Source organism: Simkaniaceae bacterium, assembly GCA_021734805.1.
GTDB lineage: Bacteria > Chlamydiota > Chlamydiia > Chlamydiales > JACRBE01 > Amphritriteisimkania.
In genome coordinates this window covers 16,164-35,142 of sequence record JAIPIG010000018.1, presented here as the reverse complement: position 1 = coordinate 35,142, position 18,979 = coordinate 16,164, and the positions used below count along the sequence as shown (strand labels likewise).

General features: G+C 39.8%; 19 protein-coding genes. 7 read left to right on the top strand and 12 right to left on the bottom strand.

What is annotated here, in order from left to right; translation table 11 throughout:
* Positions 1 to 235: 235 nt before the first annotated feature.
* On the top strand, positions 236 to 1,117 hold the full coding sequence (locus K9M07_04755; GenBank protein ID MCF7852532.1) for a hypothetical protein: 882 nt from the start codon (positions 236 to 238) through the stop codon (positions 1,115 to 1,117).
* 6 nt (positions 1,118 to 1,123) lie between these two features.
* Here K9M07_04755 and K9M07_04750 read toward each other — a convergent pair whose 3' ends face one another.
* Positions 1,124 to 1,480, bottom strand: coding sequence for a hypothetical protein (locus K9M07_04750; protein MCF7852531.1), 357 nt, complete (start codon positions 1,478 to 1,480; stop codon positions 1,124 to 1,126).
* 111 nt (positions 1,481 to 1,591) lie between these two features.
* On the opposite strand from K9M07_04750, the gene K9M07_04745 reads away from it, so the two are divergent.
* Positions 1,592 to 2,584 carry a hypothetical protein gene (locus tag K9M07_04745; GenBank protein ID MCF7852530.1) on the top strand — a complete coding sequence of 331 codons (993 nt, stop codon included), beginning with the start codon at positions 1,592 to 1,594 and terminating at the stop codon, positions 2,582 to 2,584.
* Here K9M07_04745 and K9M07_04740 read toward each other — a convergent pair.
* Both K9M07_04740 and K9M07_04735 read right to left on the bottom strand, forming a co-directional pair.
* Positions 2,581 to 3,912 carry a hypothetical protein gene (locus K9M07_04740; GenBank protein MCF7852529.1) on the bottom strand — a complete coding sequence of 444 codons (1,332 nt, stop codon included), beginning with the start codon at positions 3,910 to 3,912 and terminating at the stop codon, positions 2,581 to 2,583. The two genes, K9M07_04745 and K9M07_04740, sit on opposite strands and share 4 nt — an antisense overlap.
* A gap of 293 nt (positions 3,913 to 4,205) precedes the next feature.
* Positions 4,206 to 4,925 (bottom strand): HAD family phosphatase, encoded by a 720-nt coding sequence (locus tag K9M07_04735; GenBank protein ID MCF7852528.1) that lies wholly within the window; start codon positions 4,923 to 4,925, stop codon positions 4,206 to 4,208.
* Positions 4,926 to 5,061: 136 nt separating this feature from the next.
* Between K9M07_04735 and K9M07_04730 the strand changes: the two genes are divergently transcribed.
* The 3 genes from K9M07_04730 (at position 5,062) to K9M07_04720 (ending at position 7,699) form a co-directional block, all read left to right on the top strand.
* Positions 5,062 to 5,772, top strand: a complete 711-nt coding sequence (locus tag K9M07_04730; protein ID MCF7852527.1) for an RNA methyltransferase — start codon at positions 5,062 to 5,064, stop codon at positions 5,770 to 5,772.
* Positions 5,773 to 5,903: 131 nt separating this feature from the next.
* Positions 5,904 to 6,689: a DUF2608 domain-containing protein gene (locus K9M07_04725; protein MCF7852526.1), complete on the top strand. Its 786-nt coding sequence runs from the start codon at positions 5,904 to 5,906 to the stop codon at positions 6,687 to 6,689.
* Positions 6,689 to 7,699: a hypothetical protein gene (locus K9M07_04720; protein MCF7852525.1), complete on the top strand. Its 1,011-nt coding sequence runs from the start codon at positions 6,689 to 6,691 to the stop codon at positions 7,697 to 7,699. Before K9M07_04725 ends, K9M07_04720 begins: the two co-directional genes overlap by 1 nt.
* Here K9M07_04720 and K9M07_04715 read toward each other — a convergent pair.
* Both K9M07_04715 and K9M07_04710 read right to left on the bottom strand, forming a co-directional pair.
* Entirely contained in the window at positions 7,685 to 8,539 is an 855-nt protein-coding gene (locus K9M07_04715) for a GNAT family N-acetyltransferase (GenBank protein MCF7852524.1), read from the bottom strand. The two genes, K9M07_04720 and K9M07_04715, sit on opposite strands and share 15 nt — an antisense overlap.
* Positions 8,540 to 8,602: 63 nt before the next feature.
* Positions 8,603 to 9,808, bottom strand: coding sequence for an MFS transporter (locus K9M07_04710; GenBank protein ID MCF7852523.1), 1,206 nt, complete (start codon positions 9,806 to 9,808; stop codon positions 8,603 to 8,605).
* Positions 9,809 to 10,173: 365 nt separating this feature from the next.
* Between K9M07_04710 and K9M07_04705 the strand changes: the two genes are divergently transcribed.
* Positions 10,174 to 12,600 (top strand): hypothetical protein, encoded by a 2,427-nt coding sequence (locus tag K9M07_04705; GenBank protein MCF7852522.1) that lies wholly within the window; start codon positions 10,174 to 10,176, stop codon positions 12,598 to 12,600.
* Here the strand turns inward: K9M07_04705 and K9M07_04700 are convergent.
* From K9M07_04700 to K9M07_04680, 5 genes are all read right to left on the bottom strand, one after another.
* Positions 12,597 to 13,355 carry an ABC transporter permease gene (locus K9M07_04700; protein MCF7852521.1) on the bottom strand — a complete coding sequence of 253 codons (759 nt, stop codon included), beginning with the start codon at positions 13,353 to 13,355 and terminating at the stop codon, positions 12,597 to 12,599. The genes K9M07_04705 and K9M07_04700 overlap by 4 nt on opposite strands.
* Positions 13,352 to 14,317: an ATP-binding cassette domain-containing protein gene (locus tag K9M07_04695; GenBank protein ID MCF7852520.1), complete on the bottom strand. Its 966-nt coding sequence runs from the start codon at positions 14,315 to 14,317 to the stop codon at positions 13,352 to 13,354. Before K9M07_04695 ends, K9M07_04700 begins: the two co-directional genes overlap by 4 nt.
* Positions 14,318 to 14,396: 79 nt before the next feature.
* Positions 14,397 to 14,876, bottom strand: a complete 480-nt coding sequence (locus K9M07_04690; GenBank protein MCF7852519.1) for a hypothetical protein — start codon at positions 14,874 to 14,876, stop codon at positions 14,397 to 14,399.
* A gap of 72 nt (positions 14,877 to 14,948) precedes the next feature.
* Positions 14,949 to 15,560 (bottom strand): CDP-alcohol phosphatidyltransferase family protein, encoded by a 612-nt coding sequence (locus tag K9M07_04685; protein ID MCF7852518.1) that lies wholly within the window; start codon positions 15,558 to 15,560, stop codon positions 14,949 to 14,951.
* Positions 15,557 to 16,252 (bottom strand): VTT domain-containing protein, encoded by a 696-nt coding sequence (locus K9M07_04680; GenBank protein ID MCF7852517.1) that lies wholly within the window; start codon positions 16,250 to 16,252, stop codon positions 15,557 to 15,559. Before K9M07_04680 ends, K9M07_04685 begins: the two co-directional genes overlap by 4 nt.
* 87 nt (positions 16,253 to 16,339) lie before the next feature.
* Here K9M07_04680 and K9M07_04675 point away from each other — a divergent pair, with 87 nt between their 5' ends.
* Positions 16,340 to 16,897, top strand: a complete 558-nt coding sequence (locus K9M07_04675) for a carboxymuconolactone decarboxylase family protein (protein MCF7852516.1) — start codon at positions 16,340 to 16,342, stop codon at positions 16,895 to 16,897.
* 15 nt (positions 16,898 to 16,912) lie between these two features.
* Here K9M07_04675 and K9M07_04670 read toward each other — a convergent pair whose 3' ends face one another.
* Together K9M07_04670 and K9M07_04665 are read right to left on the bottom strand one after the other, a co-directional pair.
* Positions 16,913 to 18,292 (bottom strand): hypothetical protein, encoded by a 1,380-nt coding sequence (locus tag K9M07_04670; protein ID MCF7852515.1) that lies wholly within the window; start codon positions 18,290 to 18,292, stop codon positions 16,913 to 16,915.
* Positions 18,289 to 18,978 carry an amino acid racemase gene (locus tag K9M07_04665; GenBank protein MCF7852514.1) on the bottom strand — a complete coding sequence of 230 codons (690 nt, stop codon included), beginning with the start codon at positions 18,976 to 18,978 and terminating at the stop codon, positions 18,289 to 18,291. The genes K9M07_04670 and K9M07_04665 overlap by 4 nt, the downstream gene beginning before the upstream one ends.
* Position 18,979: the final 1 nt, after the last annotated feature.

Below are 18,979 nucleotides of genomic sequence, written 5' to 3'. Positions count from 1 at the left end.
TAATCAAGAGAATCCAATTTTTGTTAAATTATTTTTTGGCCATTCTCATGAACAATAATAACAAAATATTTTAATTTTCCTTTTAAAAAAAATTGTAGATACAGATTTGTACATTATCTCAAAATATTTTGCAAATCCCCCTCAAAATTTTTCATATCGCTCTACTAGAAAAAAACAAACAAAGTCTATATGGTTTAATCCATTTTAAATTTTAATTAGATAAAAAGGACAATGTATGGCTGCAATAGATGCTTCTCAACTATCACCCAACCCGCTGATTTACACTATATTAGAGAATACAGATGAAACGACAATCGACTCGACTTTAAGAAGCATTGAAGATACGGCAAAAGAGGCGCGCCATCCCAAAACGGGCAAAATTTTGACTGTTTATGAGCAGAAAACATCCATTATTTCTCAAAGAGGTCTATTGATTGCCCAATGCCTGGAACGAGACGATATTCCTGCAGCCGTTAACATTGCTAAGCGTTATGAATACCAAGACGGGACAATGCACGAATCTGACAATAAAGAGATTGCAAAACACATTGCAACAATTGCAAAAAGAATCTTATCGAGTAGATTAACCCTTGAAGCACATAAAAATCACCTTCGCGATCTGTTTAAATTGGGTATGATGCGATCTAAAAGTCCTCTAAATGCTTCAAGTGAATACCGCAGTGAAACGGGAATTATAGGAAAAGAGCTTTTAGCGATGCCCAATGATTGGGCTACATCCGATCCCAATCTAGCACTCTCTGTCATTAGAATGGCGCCCGGATATTCAAGAGATTTTCCGGCAATAGAACTTATGAGAAAATTCCTTAGCATCGGTGATATTCAACACGCCATTGAGGCAGCTTCATTTGTCGAGGAGCTAGCTCGCGATCCCCTTATCTTAGAAATTATTGAAAAACGATATGAGTTACATCAAATCAAAGAAATCGAAACGGATATTTCAAGATTTTTGATCCGCATCGATTGTAAAATCGCAGCGCTCCAGCGCCTAGCAAACCACTATGGACATTCAGGCAAAAAAGAAATCGCTGAAAATTTGCAAGTAAAAATTGATCGATTAAAGCGCAGCTCCGGGATAAGACGCACCGGCTGTTGCTAAGGAGGTCTATGTTATTTTAGGTCCGCTAGCCGGTTTATTCGCAGGCCACAGAATTTTACGCGCCCAATAATTAGCGCTCCATGGATCATCTTTAGTCAACTGACCTTCTTTATTCGTGATTTTTGCGCTGCGCGCAAGATAGCTTTTTTTTGCTTTTTCACTATAGTTATGACCATAACCCAAAGCGCCAAAATGAATGAGTTTAACCCTCCGCTCACCATCAATGGTTTTAGAGGCAAGCACCATCATTTTTTTCCCTTTTGCCGTTGATTTGATCGGATGATTGAGCTTAAAAAAAGTGCCGCGATAGAAATATTTACCTCTAATACATTTCAATCTTGATAACTTAATACCTTTACTCATAATAACCTAAATTTTTATTCTATAGAGAATTTTGGTATATATTAGAATTGAATTTATTGTCTAAATTGTGTTTGATTGAGCGGTATATTTAACCCTAATTTTTTGATAAATATGAAAGTTTACTATCGGTTCGCAACTCTATTCATTTTAATGGTTATTTCTCAGATTGGATATGCTAAAATTTCATCTTCAAAGGGAATTTCAAAACCGGGACCCGAATACATGCCATGGTTTACCGGTCCATTTTTGGCACCGACTCCCGTTATTATGGCGCCGGGACACCCCTCTCTTGAACCTGCTATCTTATTTTCTTCCGCCTATGGAACATATCATTCGAATTGGTCTTTAAAAAAAGCCCCAACGATATGGAGTATCAATCCAACAATTGACTATGACTTTGCGATCTCTGAGCGATGGGGACTCGAACTTTACCCCGGATTTATTGTAAATTTTTCGGAAGGTCATAGTGCCGCCTTTTTACAAGATACAAACATCTATTTAGGCTATCAAATTGCAACAGATGATCCCAATAGCTGGGTTCCTAATATTCAAATCGATTTACATCAGCTCTATCCAACCGGAAAATATGAACATTTAAACCCCAATAAAAATGGAATCGATGCCACAGGGCAGGGATCTTTTCAATTCGGGCCCCTTTTTTCAGTTGAAAAACGATTTCAACCTTGGGGGCACTATTTGAATCTTGAGTGGAGTATTGGATGGCTCTGGGGAATTCCAACACATGTTGAGAGTTTTAATGCATTTGGTGGTGGGTATGGGACCGATGGCAAAGCGAAACCCGGAACCAGCTTTTTTGGATATTTTTCAGGAGAATATGGAATCACCCAAAACTGGGTCTTTGCCTGCGATTTTTATCTATTCAATCAGTCCGCTTCTTCTTTTTCAGGCATAAAGGGCATCACTCAAGAAGGCACAACGCCTTCCGTTTCACTCCCGTCATCTACTCAAATCAGTATCACACCCTCTTTAGAATACAATGTTTCAGAAAATATGGGATTTCTTTTTGGGACTTGGGTCACTGTTGCAGGAAGGAACTCTCAAGCATTTGCTTCTCTTTTTTGGGCCGCTGTTTTTACATTTTAAGAAGCTTGTTTTGCAAGTTGATCATTCTTTTTAGCAAAATTGCAATGTGTTGCGAGGTGATGTCTAAAAAGATCACAAAACCTTTTAGCCTTTTGATCGCTCATATGGGGATGTGTCCATGAGGTGGTTGTAAACATACCTAGATCTGTCGTAATAACTTGTGTAACTAAAGGAAAGTCAGCAGAAAGTTGGCACGTTGTAAAATGCATTTTCTGAATCATATGTCTTTTTAAGCACGTTGGATGGGTATACTGTCCGAGATTTGTCATATAAATCCCGCGATGGAAAGAGTGACTTGACTCATCCCATCGTTTTTCAATTGATTGAAAGAGATCTTGTGTTTTCATTGGAAGTTTATTGGGCTTAAAAATTTGGTAATCAATTTCGATTTCGAATTGATTCCGATAGCGTTCTGCAACATCGATTAAGGAATCCTTCTTAGGATCGATAGAGAAATTAATCCGGATGGCACCCGAAAAAAGGCCAAAATGCTCTTTACCAATTTCAGGAATACAGAACTTTCTCATATTCACATGAGTATACATGGGCGTTTTGATAGGGCGATTAAAGAGCTCAGCATAAGATAATAGCATAGCTGCTGAGAGCAGCGCATTCACGGTGACTTTATTTTCACGCGCTGTCCGGTGGATTGCTTCGACTTCTTGAGAGCTAAAATCGTCGTAGATCGTTTTGGTTTCCCTTTTATCATACTCTGTCTCAGACTCATATGGAAAATGATCATAAGTGAATTCTAAGAGTTTCTTTTTTTCCTTCACATATTCATCAAGGGTTTTATTTGAGTTAATGAGCTCTTCAACGCAATCGAGAAATGGAAGCGCTTCCTCCTCATAATCAATATCTTCTTCCAGTTTTTCATAAATCTCAAAAAGATCATGCATGAATAGGCAGGTTGAAGCTGCATCGCTAATCGAGTGGTGAATAGATAAAATAACCTTATGCACTTTATTTTTTTTATGGGTGTGGTCGATTAAAATTGTCATTCTCCACAGAGCTTTAGAAGGGGTAAAGGGCTCTTTCATCTCTCTTGAAACAATCCGATCAACCGATTGTTTTGCCATATCGCAAAACTCTATCAAAATATCATCAAATTTGGCCGTGTCTTGGAGATAAATATTCCCCTGTTCTTCAAGCATGACAGAATGGAGCATCGGATGGCGCTCAAACATCAATTCAATGGCATCGACCAAAATTTCTTCGTCAAGATGTCCTTGAATCTCAGCAATAGCAACAATTGTGGTAGTATTTGGCCACCTTTGAGCGGTAGCGGCACATACCGCTTCCATATAGCCTAACTTTCTTTTTTCCATAATAACCTGAATTTCGAGTTTATTTGGTTATAGTGCTCAGAAACAGAGTTTTCTAAAAATAAGCAAAAAGAAAGATAGATCTCCCTAAGAATGAGTGAAATAAACTCAAAACTCAGGTTAATACCCCTCCCTCTACTTCACCTATTCCTACTTTTGAAATTAATGTCTACCCTTCAACCCTTTTTTTAATTTATACCGAAATGAGTTGAAGAATTGGGATTTTAGCTTTGATGGCGCTTCGAATTTTTATCAGACTTTAGCCGGCATAACTTTTTGAACCTATTGAAGATAGCTCAAAGAGATTCAGACTGAATCTCAATCTTTTTTTCGTCTTTTTCTAAAAGAATTTTCCGTTGGGCAAGTTCTCTTGTGAGTTGATCGTGTGACTTGAATACGATTCCGTCCATACCTAGACGCTCACCTGCTTTGATATGCTTTTCGCTATCATCTATAAATAAACACTCTTCGGGTTTTAGTTTGAGTTCATTGAATAGTGCGCGAAAAATTTGCGGGTCGGGCTTTCTAAACTTCACATCATGCGATAAGATGATGCAATTGAACAATTCTCCATACTGGCCCAGTGTTTTCATAAAGAGAGGTTTAGGTAAAATTGAATTGGAAAGAAGAGCCGTTGTATAACCGCCTTGCTTTAATTCTTGAGCGAGTTGAACCATATCGAGATTCACCTTTAAAGCTTTACTGCATAAATCGCTATATTGCTTCATCCAATCCCCGGGCAGTTCTATTCCATTTTTTTCTGCCCAATCTTCCCAAAATCCCAATTCATGACCACCTGCATGGCGCACTTCCCGAGCTTGCATAACGGCCTGTCGGATTTCAATTTCGCTTGAGTCAAAGAGCCGACAAAGCCCTTGAACAATGGCCTCGCGATCCGTCTTAACAATGACATTGCCATAATCAAACACAATTGCCCTTGTTTCTGCGACCATAAAAGAGAAGCATATGGAAAATAAGAAGAGCATCTTGATTTTTAGTGAAAAAAAACTGCGCATAAACCCTCATTTAGGCAAACTGGATTCGGCCACAAAGTATATCAAACTCAAACGAAAATGCAAGGACTTTTGGGAGATAGCATCATTGCAGCTATCGCCTTATTTTGTCATAATTTTTAGAGGAAACTACCGGTTTATGATTGATCACCCTTTTTTTTCTGAACTCTCCCGGCATTTTACAGATAGTGAAATCATCGCATCATTGACCCCTTTTTTAACCAAAGAACGCCTTGAAAAAATCGAGACAATTTTATCGAGCCGACTGAATGGTGTGCATCTCGCCGTTGAATCTCCGGCCGATCTCTATAATGCGCTTGCAATGGTCCGTTCTGCAGAAGCTTTTGGCGTGATGCAGATGCACATTATCACTTCGGAAATCAGACGCCGATCGGGTAAAAAAACGTCACAGGGAACATCCCGATGGGTCAATATCCATTATCACAACAGTTTGGATTCATTCACTTCAATCATAAAAAAGCACCAAATTGCTTTATACGGAGCTGTCGTTGATAGTAACAATACACCGGATGATTTAGATTTAAGTCGACCTTGTTGTCTACTCTTTGGCAATGAACAGCGAGGGCTATCGGAAGAGGCCAAAACAACTTGTGATCAGCTATTCACGATTCCAACAGTAGGAATGGTAGAAAGCTTGAATTTATCTGTTGCAACCGGAATTAGCCTCTATGCACTATTTCGGAAAAAACAGACACAAGGCCTCATTAGCTCTTTTGATCAAAAAGAGCTCGATCACTGGAAAGCCTATTATATCCTGCAATCTTTGGGGTTAGAAAAATCTAAAAAAATCCTGAAACATCTTTTCAAATCAATTGAAAGAAATATATAATCTTTATAAGATTTTAACCGACTTTGCAACTGACTTAAGTGGGATCAAAAGCTTTGTCTATTAGTTTTCGAGCCTACTTAAGTCAGTTGCAACGACAATTTTTAAAGATTTAAAAAAATTGAGGTTATGGAATGTTTCGTTATATTTTGATGCTTTGTCTTTTCTCTATTGGCCTCATGAATGGCCGGATTATTGAAATTAAAGAGATGAAAGAGGCATTCCAAGAAATCGATCAAGATACCCTCATCATTTTTGATATTGATAATACCTTAATTGAACCGATTCAAGAGCTGGGAAATGATCAGTGGTTTCGCCACCGCATCCGAGTTCATGAGCTTCACGGATCTTCATCAGATGATGCCCTCGAAAGAGCGCTTGCAGAGTGGATGTCGGTACAATGCATTACGGAAGTGAAACTCGTTGAGCCGGGAATTGATCAACTCATTCAAGATTTGCAAAATAAAGGCCACATGATGCTCGGTCTGACAACACGAGGTCTTGGTATGGCGACAAGAACCGCCTATCAACTTCAATCACTTGGAATTGATCTTTCTAAATCAGTCCCTTCAAAGGAAGATTACCTTTTTGAAAATGGTCATAGCTGCCTATTTCGTCATGGCATCATTTTCACTGCAAATTCACATAAGGGAAATGCCCTTGAAAAACTGCTGACCCATTTAAAGTTAACCCCTAAAAAAATCATCTTTATTAATGATAAATACTCCCATATGATTCCGGTTGATGAAAAATGCGAAGAATTGAAAATCCCTTTCATCGGATATCGCTATAGCTATCTCGACCATAAAGTTGAAAACTTTCAGAGCGATGTTGCCGATCTGCAATTTGAGCGTTTCCGCTTTATCCTTTCCGATCATGAAGCGATGCGCATGCTTACGCGAATAACTGAAAATCAGTAATGATTCAAGCCATCTCACTTCAAGCTGATTATTGGGGAACTTGGGGAATCTATCAAATGACCCTCCCCCTGGATCATCTCGTAGATGCTATTTTTAAAAATAATGAGCCTCGTGATGCTGTCTATGAGTGGCCCCCTATTCAAATTTTGGCATCCGGCATCTATTTATTAATGGGCCTCATTCCCGCTCTATTAGGCTGCACTCTCTCCCTAATAGGCCGCTACCTTAGGGAAGACAATTTTTATCACATCCAAGGTGATCAAACCGCAGTAGATAAACCTGAAATAAAAGTCATGAGCTGGAATACGGGACAAATCGCCCTTTCTCCTCTTATTGATGCGACAGAGCCCCGAGATCGACGCATTCAGCAACAGATAAAAAAAATCATCGATTCTGAATGTGATATATTTTTTGGCCAAGAATGCTTTGGATATTCAGCTCACCAGATGGCAGCCGGCCTCAAAAAAGATTTTAGCGACATCTATTTGCGTCCCGGTGGGTATTTATTTGGCCTTGATCCGGGCCTCTTAATCGCTTCAAAAATCCCCATCGAAAAAGTCGAATTTCATCCTTTTGCCCCTTCCCCCCTCTCTAGATCCTCAGTGCAATTTGGCTTCTTTGTAGTCACAACGGCAAAGGCAATTTATATCGCAACTCACTTTGATGTGGGCAATGGCATCGATAATGCCCAACTTCACATCGATGAATTTAATGAGATCCGAGAAATCACGGCCTCTTGTGAGCGCGCTATTTATCTCTGTGGAGATCTCAACCTTACAGAGAGCAAAGACCGAATTTTTATTAAAGAAGCTCTAAATACTGAAGACACTAGGAATACATGTTCAAATCAACTTGAAGTTGATCGATTTCAAAGACCCCTGCAAGAAGCCAAACTTGATTATCTCGATTGTTTACAAGGTGAAGAAACCGTTCCAGAAAATCTTGAAATTGAAAAAACATCCTTGTCCGATCACTGGATGATCTCACGTGTGGTTTCATGCAAAAAATAATGAAAAGTAGCCAATTTGCTCAAATCCAAGCGATTGATAGAGCTTTTGTGCAGGCTCATTGGTTTCACGAGCAAAAAGAATCATTTTTTTTCCCTGCTGATTGAGCTTCACATCGGTGATAATGCGCTTCATTAAGAGCTTTGCAAAGCCTTTCCTACGAAAAGACGGTTCAGTATAGACGCCTCCAACAACAGATAAATCATGCGTTTTTGCGTTAAGTTCCCCAATTGAAATGAGCTGCTTATCTTGAAATACTCCCCAGACCATTCCCTTGTGGGATTTACCCTGAAACTCATCTTTGAGTTGATCATCTGAAAGATCTAATGGGATGTTTTGCTCGATTAAATCATTGTTTTTTAAAATTTTCCACAGATCAAAATCTTCTAAAAATAGATTGCGCACACCGCCCCCATCAACAAAGGGAGATTGAGTCAAATCAAGTCCGTATAAAATTTCTTTAGAAGCGAGTCTTTCATCAGCAATGGCTTGCTCTTTTTTCAAAAACTCCCAAAACTGATGACAAAAAGTCCACTCACCGATAACGCCTTTGAGAGGAATTTGTTCTTTTTGGCAAACGGTAATAATAGATCGGAAAAGATCTTCATCTTGCATTTCAGAAAAAACAAGAAGTGTCCCTCTCTTGGTTAGAGTAAAGACCGCGCAAATCCCTTCTTGGTTGCGAACCGCTTTAAAATTCCCCGAATTAGGCTTTGAGTTTAAATGAAGCCCACATTCTTCAAAATTCCCGCGCAAATACATCGAATAGTTTTCATGCTTTTTTAAAAAGCGAAGCATCTCATTTTGCGTTGCCAAATTGACTTGTTCGACTGAATAACTCATCCAAAATCAAGGGGTTAATTTTGCTTGAGTGTATCGATCCAATACGATCCTGTCAAAGAAAAATCATGACTGAGTTCTCAAGCCTAATCGTTCCTTAGACATTCTGTAAAGACTCATGACACCAATGGCAACGATCGGCATTGCCGCTGCAACAATGAGCCCCGTTTTTTGATAAAGCCATAAACTGATCATTGGAAGGGGCGCCCCAAAAACAAGGCCTCCTAAAGCAACACCCAAAGCGCCAATTGTCAATCGATGTTTTTCCGGAGCTTGCTCATAGGCCCAAGCGTGAAATGGAGCCGCTAAGCACACGCCCAAACCCGTAAGGCATAATCTGACAGCCGCCGCACGCAAGGTCGTCGCCTCTGATAACAGCAAAATAAGGGGGACAATTGCAACAGATAGGATTGCAATGGTGATGAAAATCATCTTATTGCGATCCCATCGAGTCGCTAAAAGACCACAACATGGCAATAAAAGCATATCAAATAATAAGAGATGAGTATTGAGCCTAAGTGCCTCTGTTTTAGAAATCGAACTGATCAAGGGTAAAAAGCCATTCATAAAAACGGTAATGAAATTGTAATTGGCATAAGATAGCCCGGCAACGCTTGCAATCGTTATCATCTGTTTGCGATAAATCCACAGCGTTTCCCATTGAAACGGCACTCTCTCAAGTGCATTTTTCGTTCCATTCCTTCCCCTTCTCAATTTCCAGCCAATGAGCCCTACAATCCCACCACATAAAAATAAAGAGCGCCATCCATTCTCGATCTGACTGACCCAATAAACAGACCATGAGGCAATGATGATACCCAAAATGCTTGAGGCATCAAAAAGGCTGCTCCATAAGTTTCTCTTCTCCGGGTTCACTTGATTGAGAAGTGTAAAAGCCCCTCCGGTTGTTTCCGCTGCTGAAAAAAAATAAACGCCTAACCGAATCCACACCAATAAAAATGGCGCCAATGTACCAATTTGATCATAAAGAGGCAAACACCCCATCAAAATGGTGAGAACTGACATCCCCATCAATGTGATGGATAAAATCTTTTGATGTCCTATGCGATCCCCTAAACTTCCAAAGAAAAGTGCCCCCAAAGGCTTCATCAATAAACTCAGGGGAATGATCGCATACATTTTAAGCAGGGCATAGCTCGAATCACCTTCTTTAAAAAAATGGGGGGCAAGAAAAGGAATTAAAAAGCCAAATAAAGCGCGATCGAAATGATATAGGACATTGCCGATCATAATAAAAAAGAAACGAACCACTAGATACTCTCCTTCCGCCGGCATATACCGAAATGAGTTGAAGAGTTGGGATTTTAGCAAAGATGGTGCTTCGAATTTTTACTAGGCTTTAGCCGGCATAATTTTTTTGATCCTATTGAAGATAGATCAAAAAATTATGAGTAAAAAGTCGAAGATGCCAGCGAAGATAAAAACCAACTCTTCAATTTATTTCGGTATAACCCGGATCAAGTCAATTGGGGTATCATCTCAGCCATGCGGGCACATGGCACCCCCGGTATTATTTGAACAAAGATTATAGCATTGAAACTAAATTTAAAAAATGGGTTTCATACAAAACAAAATCATGTTACTCAAAAAAATAAACTTATTTTTATATATTTTTTATGAGCTTTGATTCCCTCTCAAGAGATTTGCAACACTGTATTAACGACATTCATTTTGAAGCCTTTCAACTCTTCCGAAATTGTTTAAAAAAACCGGATTCGGATGCAATTGGAAGTATTCAAACAACTCTATTAGATAAAATCAACGAAGCAAACACACAGATTGAGGGTGAAGATCTATCCGGTTTTTCCATAGAGATGCCCAAAGAAAAAGTTTTAGAGCATTTAGAGCAGGTCAGGCAAACGGCTTCAAGAATTTTCATTGAGTTAACGGGGCCCCTTCCCCCTGAAAAAGCAGCCATGCATTTTAAAGATTACATTCAAGAACTACACAATGAGATCAAATCGATTTGCATCACCCCAACTGAACTTCAACATGAAACGATTATATTAATTGCTAAGGGATTTGATTTTCCCCATCCTATTGATGAGGTGGAACGGGCAAAAATCATTTTATCAGTGATCCTTCCTCCGGACTCTTACGAAGCTTTAGAAGCATTTTTAAAAATGGGCACTGATGAGGAACAATTTGCTCTCATACAAGATCTCATTTATCAGTTCTATTTTGAGGAAAGTTCTCCCAGTGACATTAATGCCATTCAGATATTTAGAATTGCAGCTGCACATCTCTCCTATGATAGAATGTCGAGTCTGATCAATGCAGATGAAAACCCTTCTTCTTTAATTACCGAACTCTTTATACATTATGATGAAGGCAGTTATATTTTAAAAAAAATCTTTCAAACTCATTCTAATCCTGTCATTTGCGATATTGTGAACGGACTTGATCGCGGTTATTATGATCTTGAAAAATTTAGGATTCTTTCCTTAACAAGTCGATCATTTGACGAGATTCAAATAGAGCTGAAGCGCACATTTGATGAGACAAGCTCTCTTGCATTTGATGCATTGAATCGAGTTTGCCCCTTAGCTGAAGTAGCACCTTTAGATATCACGCTTGAACAGTTTCAAACCTTTTGCCTTGATTTTGGACTTTATGGGCATGACTTTGATATGGGATTATGCCCCATTGAACATCCAAACTTATATACCTGGCTCGAAAACATCAACGCTGAAAATATCGGCACTCTAAAACCTGAATTGCTTCAATTGCACTCCTACATCACTCAGTACTTTGATCGCTCTCATCTGACTGAGCAATTTAATCATCTAGCTGTCGTTTTACCTACATGCGGAAAAGAGCTCAGTAAACTTCCCTTTCTTCCCTCAGTCATTGAGTCAATGCAACTCCATCATTCAAAACTTGATATTAATATTCGATCTCGACCGATTATTGTAATAGACCAATCTACTCCCGATTTATTCACAAAAAATAAACGTTTTGCTACCTCGCTTGATTTCCCTATCGTCTACGTATCAAAAGAAGAAGCTTTGATGCTGGCAAAAAAACTGGGCATTACCGAACTCATTTCCACAACGGAAGATCAACAATTTGGCTATGGTGGAGCGCGGAATGCTTGTTCACTTCTCGGTCCTATCATTCAACATATGGCCATGCTCAAAGGAGTTGTTTCAATGAAAGTCCTACTCGACGATCCAAGAATCAAAGAAGAAGGGCTCACCATTTTAAAAAACATTGTAGATTCCCCTGACCCCTCAACTCAATTCAAACTGTTAATGGGTGATGATGATCTTGAAATGCCCCCAAGTGATTTTCTCATTAATTTAATGAAACACTCAGATGACGATGCATTTCAGATGGTTGCTAAACCCCAAATTGGCCGCAATCCCCAGAGAGATGAACTCATTCCTTTATTTAGGAAAATCAAACGTCCTATTCATATGATGCTCGCCGGAGCGATCTCTTATCCTCAAAAATTATGCGCCCCACACCCTTTCGGATCTGAAGAAGATGATATGGAATTCAAAGCAATTCACTCTTGTTTATCCCGCTCAGCCCACCATTTAGCAACAGCCAGATACCCTGCCATCATGAATCCCAAAGAAGCAGCTCTGACGATGGATGTCACTCACCATATCCGGTTATTTTTAACACGCATGCTCGGGAAACATACAGGCGTCTTGCCCTATACTACAGAGTTCTCACAAGACTCATACCGAGATATCATTTCAGAAGGAGCGATTGTGCGTTCAACATCGCAATTTTGGGAGCATTGGCTCAAAGGATTTGATTCGCTGAGTCGAGCCTTTGCCGGTAAAATCCCGAGAAAGGAAGGAGAATTCATTAACGCTTTTCTAACAGGTGCCATTTCTCTTACAAGACACCCTCCAAGGACAGAAACAGAGCGCAACTCCCTACGAACTCAACTCGACGCTCTAGCCCGTCGCAATAGGATTGATGCAAAGACGAGCCCCACAGCTTATTGCGTCTATCGACTTGCCAGAACGATAGGAACCGGCCTCTTTCAAGATCAAATTGCAAACATTATGAGATCGAGACATTAATGTACGGCTTTGCTGACTGTTCTCGAGGCCCATAGAAGCGAAATCGCTGCCAGTGGAATCACGAAAGCAAAAGCATACCCGACAATGGGCAAAGTAATTTCCCCTCGGACAAGATGGCGAGAAGCCTCCACAACATAATAGACCGGATTAAAATGGGCTGCGACTTGTAGCCATTTTGGAGCAAGCGATAGGGGAAGAAGCATTCCCGATAATAGCATAATGGGAAGGTTAATCGAATGAACTATTGGTGCAAAGTGATCTTCCGTTTTTGTCAGCAATCCGACCGTGTTGCCAAATGCCGATGTAATAGAGCAAAGAGACATGAGCAAGATAAACATCAATAAAAGACCGAAAAAATCGGGTCTAAACCCAAAGGGAATCGCAATCAACACAAAAAAAATGACTTGAAACAGCGCTGCGGTCATATCGCGAAAAATATGTCCTCCAATCAATGAAAACCGACTTGCAGGTGTCACGCGAAGACGCTCAATAATCCCGCTTCTTAACTCATCAATAATGCCAAACCCGGAAAATAATCCTACAGAAAATGCAACTAGCGTGAGCATTCCCGGAACAAACATATTTAGAATATTGCTGTCATGCGCATGACCAAAAGATAAATTCTTTAAAAGAGGAGCAAAAAGAGCTAAATAAATGATTGGTGTAAAAACTCCCATAAATAAAAAGACGGGATTTCTCAATGTTTCCATTGCTTTGCGCGCAAAAAGAAGACGCAGATCCGTTAAGACTTTCATGACTCTACTCCATCTCTAAGGGATGTTCCGGTTGTTTTCAAAAAAACGTCGTTCAGCGATGGGCTGCTAACCATAATTGTTTCAAGTGGCATTTGGCCATGATCAAGCACTTTTAGAATATGTGGTAGTGCAGTCGCTCCATGATCGACAAAAACGCGAATATCGTCCTCATGGTGGACAACCTCTCGAATAAACGTGAGATCTTTAAAGGCATCGATTGCCTGCTCTCTAAAACTCGGTTTTAAGCCAATCGTAACAATTTCTCCCGAAATTTGCTGTTTGAGCGCAGTCGGAGAATCAAGAGCGACAATTTTACCCCCATCCATAATCGCTAACCGATCTGAGAGAAAATCAACCTCATCGAGATAATGCGATGTAAGAAAAATAGTCACCCCAAGTTCTTTCAAAGCTAAGATTTGATTCCATAAATTCGAACGGTTTTGAGGATCGAGTCCCGTTGTCGGCTCATCTAAAAAGAGAATTCCCGGACGATGAATCATCCCAAGTGCAATGTCTAAACGGCGCAATTGACCACCGGAATATGTCTTGGGAAAACGATCAATACACTCACCAAGCGCAAAAATATCAACCAATCTTTTTGTTTCACTTAACACTTGCTCTTTAGACATCCCATAGAGTCGTCCCTGCAGAATGAGATTTTCTCTTCCTGTTGCAGCTTGATCGACACCCCCCTTTTGACTAACATAACCAATGCGTCGTCTGACCTCATCCGGTTGCGTCGCTACATCAAACCCCGCCACACTTGCTTCGCCATCATCGATGGGGAGCAAAGTAGTCAGCATACGCAAAGTGGTCGTCTTACCGGCCCCATTTGGCCCTAAAAAACCAAAGACTTCTCCCGCATTGACAGCGAGATCAACACCCTTTACAGCTTCATGCACACCGCGTTTTGTAGTAAATGTCTTGCGCAAATTACGCGTTGTAATCACATGCTCTTTCAAAGCAAGCCTCTTCAAATAAAAATAATAACTTTATAGTGAACTTGGATTTATACACAAACAAATTAAAAAACCTGACTTTTTAGCAGCTCCCATTTAGTTCTGCCTCCCATTTATTATCAATAATCACCTCATCTTTAAGATCACAGAGTCTAACAGACATCTCAAAACGAAAAAGGCGGCCGGGTTCTTCAGAAAAGGATTCAAAAATGGTTTTTTGCAATTCCGAAACTTGTTCAATCATGCATTTTAAAGGAAGGTCCTTCGTAGGAAAACACCCCCCTTTTTTAAGCTCCTGCATTGCCTTCATATCATTGGGCTTTTTTGATGACTCCAGGTAACAATCAAAGGCTGCTCCGCCTATCCATATAAATCCAAATTGATCTTTGATCCGCCGTTCCTCTCCGGGAATTTCCCTCCATACTGCAAAATCAAAAATCGTCATTACCAATTTAGAATGATCTCTAAAATCATCGTACCAAAGCAGACCTCGATATGTCATAAGCTCCACAATCCGTTGAATTTCATGTGAATTAGGTGTCGATTGAACAATTAATGCCATATTTCCCCTTCCTTTGCGCAAGCATTTTACGGGAATAGAGAATTATTGTAATGGACTTCTTTCGCTCCCCTTCTATTCTCCACGTTTGATAAGAAAGGCGCTTTCTCTAAAAAATTGATGCATGCGCAACGCAGCCGTAAGTAGAACAAGAAAGCTAAAAATATAGGATGAAACAGCAAAAGTAGAGGGGAACAAAATCATAATAGCAAAAGCGATAAAAGCTTCCGCTCTTTCAATCAATCCGGGACTATAGAAAAAGCTTTTTTCTGAGCTTTTCTCTGTGAAAACACCTACAATTAGGAACGAGGTTATGCAGATGAGAATACTTCCAAGCATGAGAATCGTTGGCAATGCTCTAACATTAGGCTCTACAGTATAGAGGCCAAAAATGATCGCAAATTCGGTGATACGATCACATATGATGTCTAATGCAGCGCCTTGAGGTGAAGCTATCTTAAGATGCCGAGCTAAGGAGCCGTCTAGGGTGTCAAAAAAGCCTGAAATTCCCAGCATCACACAGGCCCAAAAAGAAAATCCAAAGCTGAGCAATGGAATCATGCTTATCCCCAAAAGACATGCAATACAAGTGAATACGTGAGGATGTACTTTCTGTAAAAAGCCTAAGTTTAATAAGGGATTGATACACAGTTGTTGATATGTTTTTCGAAAGTGCGTTTCAATCATGATTTTTTTATCCTTTTTATTATCATCGGAACTAATGCCAAAAGCCCTAGCAAAGTTAATGCAATTTTGAGTTGGATATTAAAAATGGCAGCAATAGAAAAGGGTTGATCACTCTCAAAGATCTTTTCTAATCCTCCACCCGCCAAAGTAAACGCTAATGCCCCCGGGGTAATCCCAACTAAAGTCGTCCAAACAAAAGTTCTTAAAGCAATACCAAAAAAGGCAGGCGCAATATTAACGATCCAAAAAGGAAATAGCGGGACAAAACGCAAAAACAACAAATAACTTACGGCATTTTTTTGAAACCCGCCTTCCATTTTTCTTAAAACCGGACCGGCCTTTTTTCTTAGACTGTCCCCTAAGGCAGTTCGTGCTGAAAGGAAGATCAGCGTTGCTCCACAGGTTGCTGAAAAAACAACATAAATGGTACTCAAAGGTTGAGGAAAGAGGTATCCACCTAAAAGAGATAGGAATATTCCTCCCGGAACCGAAAGCGCAGTGAAACTGACATAAGAGAGAATAAAAAGAAAGGAAACAATGATAGGATGCTGCGCAATAAATAGTTTCAGCTCTTTGTGGTTCGCTTTAAGCACTTCAAAAGAGAGGTATTTATAGACACCGGTAAAATAAATGATAGCCATGCCTATAAGAATAACTGTAATCGGTAAGAATCTTTTAATGAATCTACTCATTTTTTCTTCTTTTGAACGGAGGCCAAGCGGGCCAATTATTAATAGCCAATATTCCTTCCCATACAATTAATAAACCAAAGCACCGTTATGTCTAGAATTACACCAAAAGCAAAAAACACCTACCCTTGGTATCTCAAACTCTTGTTTTATCTACAAAAGAAAAAATATGGAGCCATATTAGAACCGGTTTTACTTTGGGGGCGCACGCCAAGAGTCTTTTTAGGATTTTTATTGATGCAAAAATCCTTAAATCGCAAAAATTCTCCATTACCCCCTGATCTGAGAGCCTTAGTTACGATTAGAATTTCGCAGATCAATCAGTGCGCCTTCTGTATTGATATGAACTCCTCTCTTCTTCTTCAAAGGGGAGGCCGCGAAGAGCAAATTCTCAATCTTTCTTTATTTCAACAAAGTTCCCTTTTTACCGAATCTGAAAAAGTTGCTTTGGAATATGCCGAAGTTGTGACTCAATCACCCAATAAAGTAAATGACGAACTTTTTCAAAAATTAAAAGCACATTTTGAAGAAGATGCCATTGTTGAACTTACAGCCTTGATTGCCTTTCAAAGTCTCTCGAGTCAATTCAATTCCGCTCTAGATGCATCAGAATTTGGATTTTGTAAAACATTTAAAAAATCCACCTGAAAATAAACCTAAAACTCAGGTTGTTACGGTTTTGCGAGAAAATAGAGAACCTAAGATTCCAACCAGAAACGTGAGGGGAATACCATAAATAGCCCAATACCAAGTATATCCCCCCTCTTCTTTAAAAATACAATAAGATCCCACCCCGCAAAGACACCCCATTAAAATACTTAAATAAACTCCCTGCAAGGATGCTTGCTTCCAGTAAAAACCTGCAAGCAGCCCAAATGAAAGCGCCGCTACAGGAATATTTGCCAAAATAAGTTTATTGAAAACACTATCGATGAGGGTATTGGCCAACAGAAAAGAAATGGCTGCAAAAACGGTTGTAACCAAAATACTGCGCCTACAACCTATCAAGATTGAGTCAGATCGGGGTTTTAAAAAATCCCCAATCCACATCGCAGACATTGCGCTCCATACACCGGTTAGCGTTGTTGCCGAAGTTGCAAAAAGAAGAGCATAAGCAATCCCCTTAAAGCCTAAGGGAAGGCAACGATCGATGAGACAGGGCAAAGCTTGCTCCGGAGAGGGACTTTCAAATCCTTTAGATCTAAATAACGCCGTTGCGAAAATAGCTGCTCCATAAAGAAAAAAGACCAGGATTGCCGCAGTAATAACTGCCCAATAAGCTACTTTCGGCGACTTAGCTGCAAATATCTTCTGGCCGTACCAGGGTGCAAGAATGTAGGTGAACATGGTCAAAATGGTTAAAGAAAAAATAAAACGCAAAGGCAATATTTCTTGACTCTGAGCTAAAGAAAGAGAAACGGGAGAAGAAATGCCTGAAAGAGCGGGCGCTTTCCACATAAAAAAAGCCATTAAGGGAAAAAACACCAACATCAAAATTAAACTAAGCATATCCGTACGGATAATCGCAATCAATCCCCCTCGCAAGCTCATGATAAAAATAACCGCAAGAAGAGCGGCGCTCAGTATCCATGGATTAACCGAAGGAAAAATGGGTTGAAATAAGAGAATGAGCGATTTGATATATGCTGCGCTAAAGCCGAGCATCGCTAAAAGCAATAAAATGCCGGCATAAATCCCCAGTTTTTCCCCATAACGTTGACTGAAAAAACCTGCCACCGATAAACCATCAAATGCTTTCCATTTTTTCGCTACTGTTAAAGCATAAAATATCAATCCGAATAGAAAAATAAATGGAAGAGCAAGTGCCCAAAACCCTGCAGTATACCCAAGAGATGAGAATGAAATGAGTGTTGCGCTATTAAACTCTGTCATGACAAGAGTAGCTGTTAAGGCGGCCCATTTAGTTTTTCTTTCCGCAAATAGATAGGCTGATTCAGATTGTATCGTTTTCGATTTGTAGATGCCAATAGCAACTAATAGCCCAATAATACCACAGAATGTGAGTAAGTCAAAAATCATCATAAAGCATAGTCAACTGCAGAAGCTGTCTGAAGATGGACAGGATTGATAATCGGTAAGATGGAGTTTACCTCATCTACAACCAGAGGATATTCCGTACACCCAAGAACCACAGCATCTAAATCATGATACCGAAGAATCAACATTCGACAATACTCTCGAGCTTCCGCCGTGATCTTATTGATCATTAATTGATCATGAATAGCATGCAAAATATGACGCTCTTCCTCAGTGGGAATCACAACACCTATTCCGCTATTCTTAAGTTTATCCGCAAAAAAACCATCTTCCATTGTGAATTTAGTCGCTAGGAGAAGCACTTTTTCATAGCCCAGGTTCTTAGCATGTTGTGCAACCAAATCAACAGCATGCATTACCGGAATGGAAGCGTTAAGCCTATCCTTAATCATGTCATAATATTTATGTAGTGTATTACAGCAAATGATGATGCAATCAGGTCGCATGGCTATTAAACCAACAAGCTCTTCTTCCAAAAGCCGAGAGGCTTCCCGATCATTACCATAACTACTCCAAAGATACTGATAATCAATACTTTTTAGTATAATCTTGGCGCTGTGATGCCCCCCAAGCCGCGCATGCATTAACTGATTTAAGAGCGTATAATATCCAATCGTTGATGACCAGCCGGTTCCGCCTAATAAACCGATCGTTTTCATTGGAATATTCATG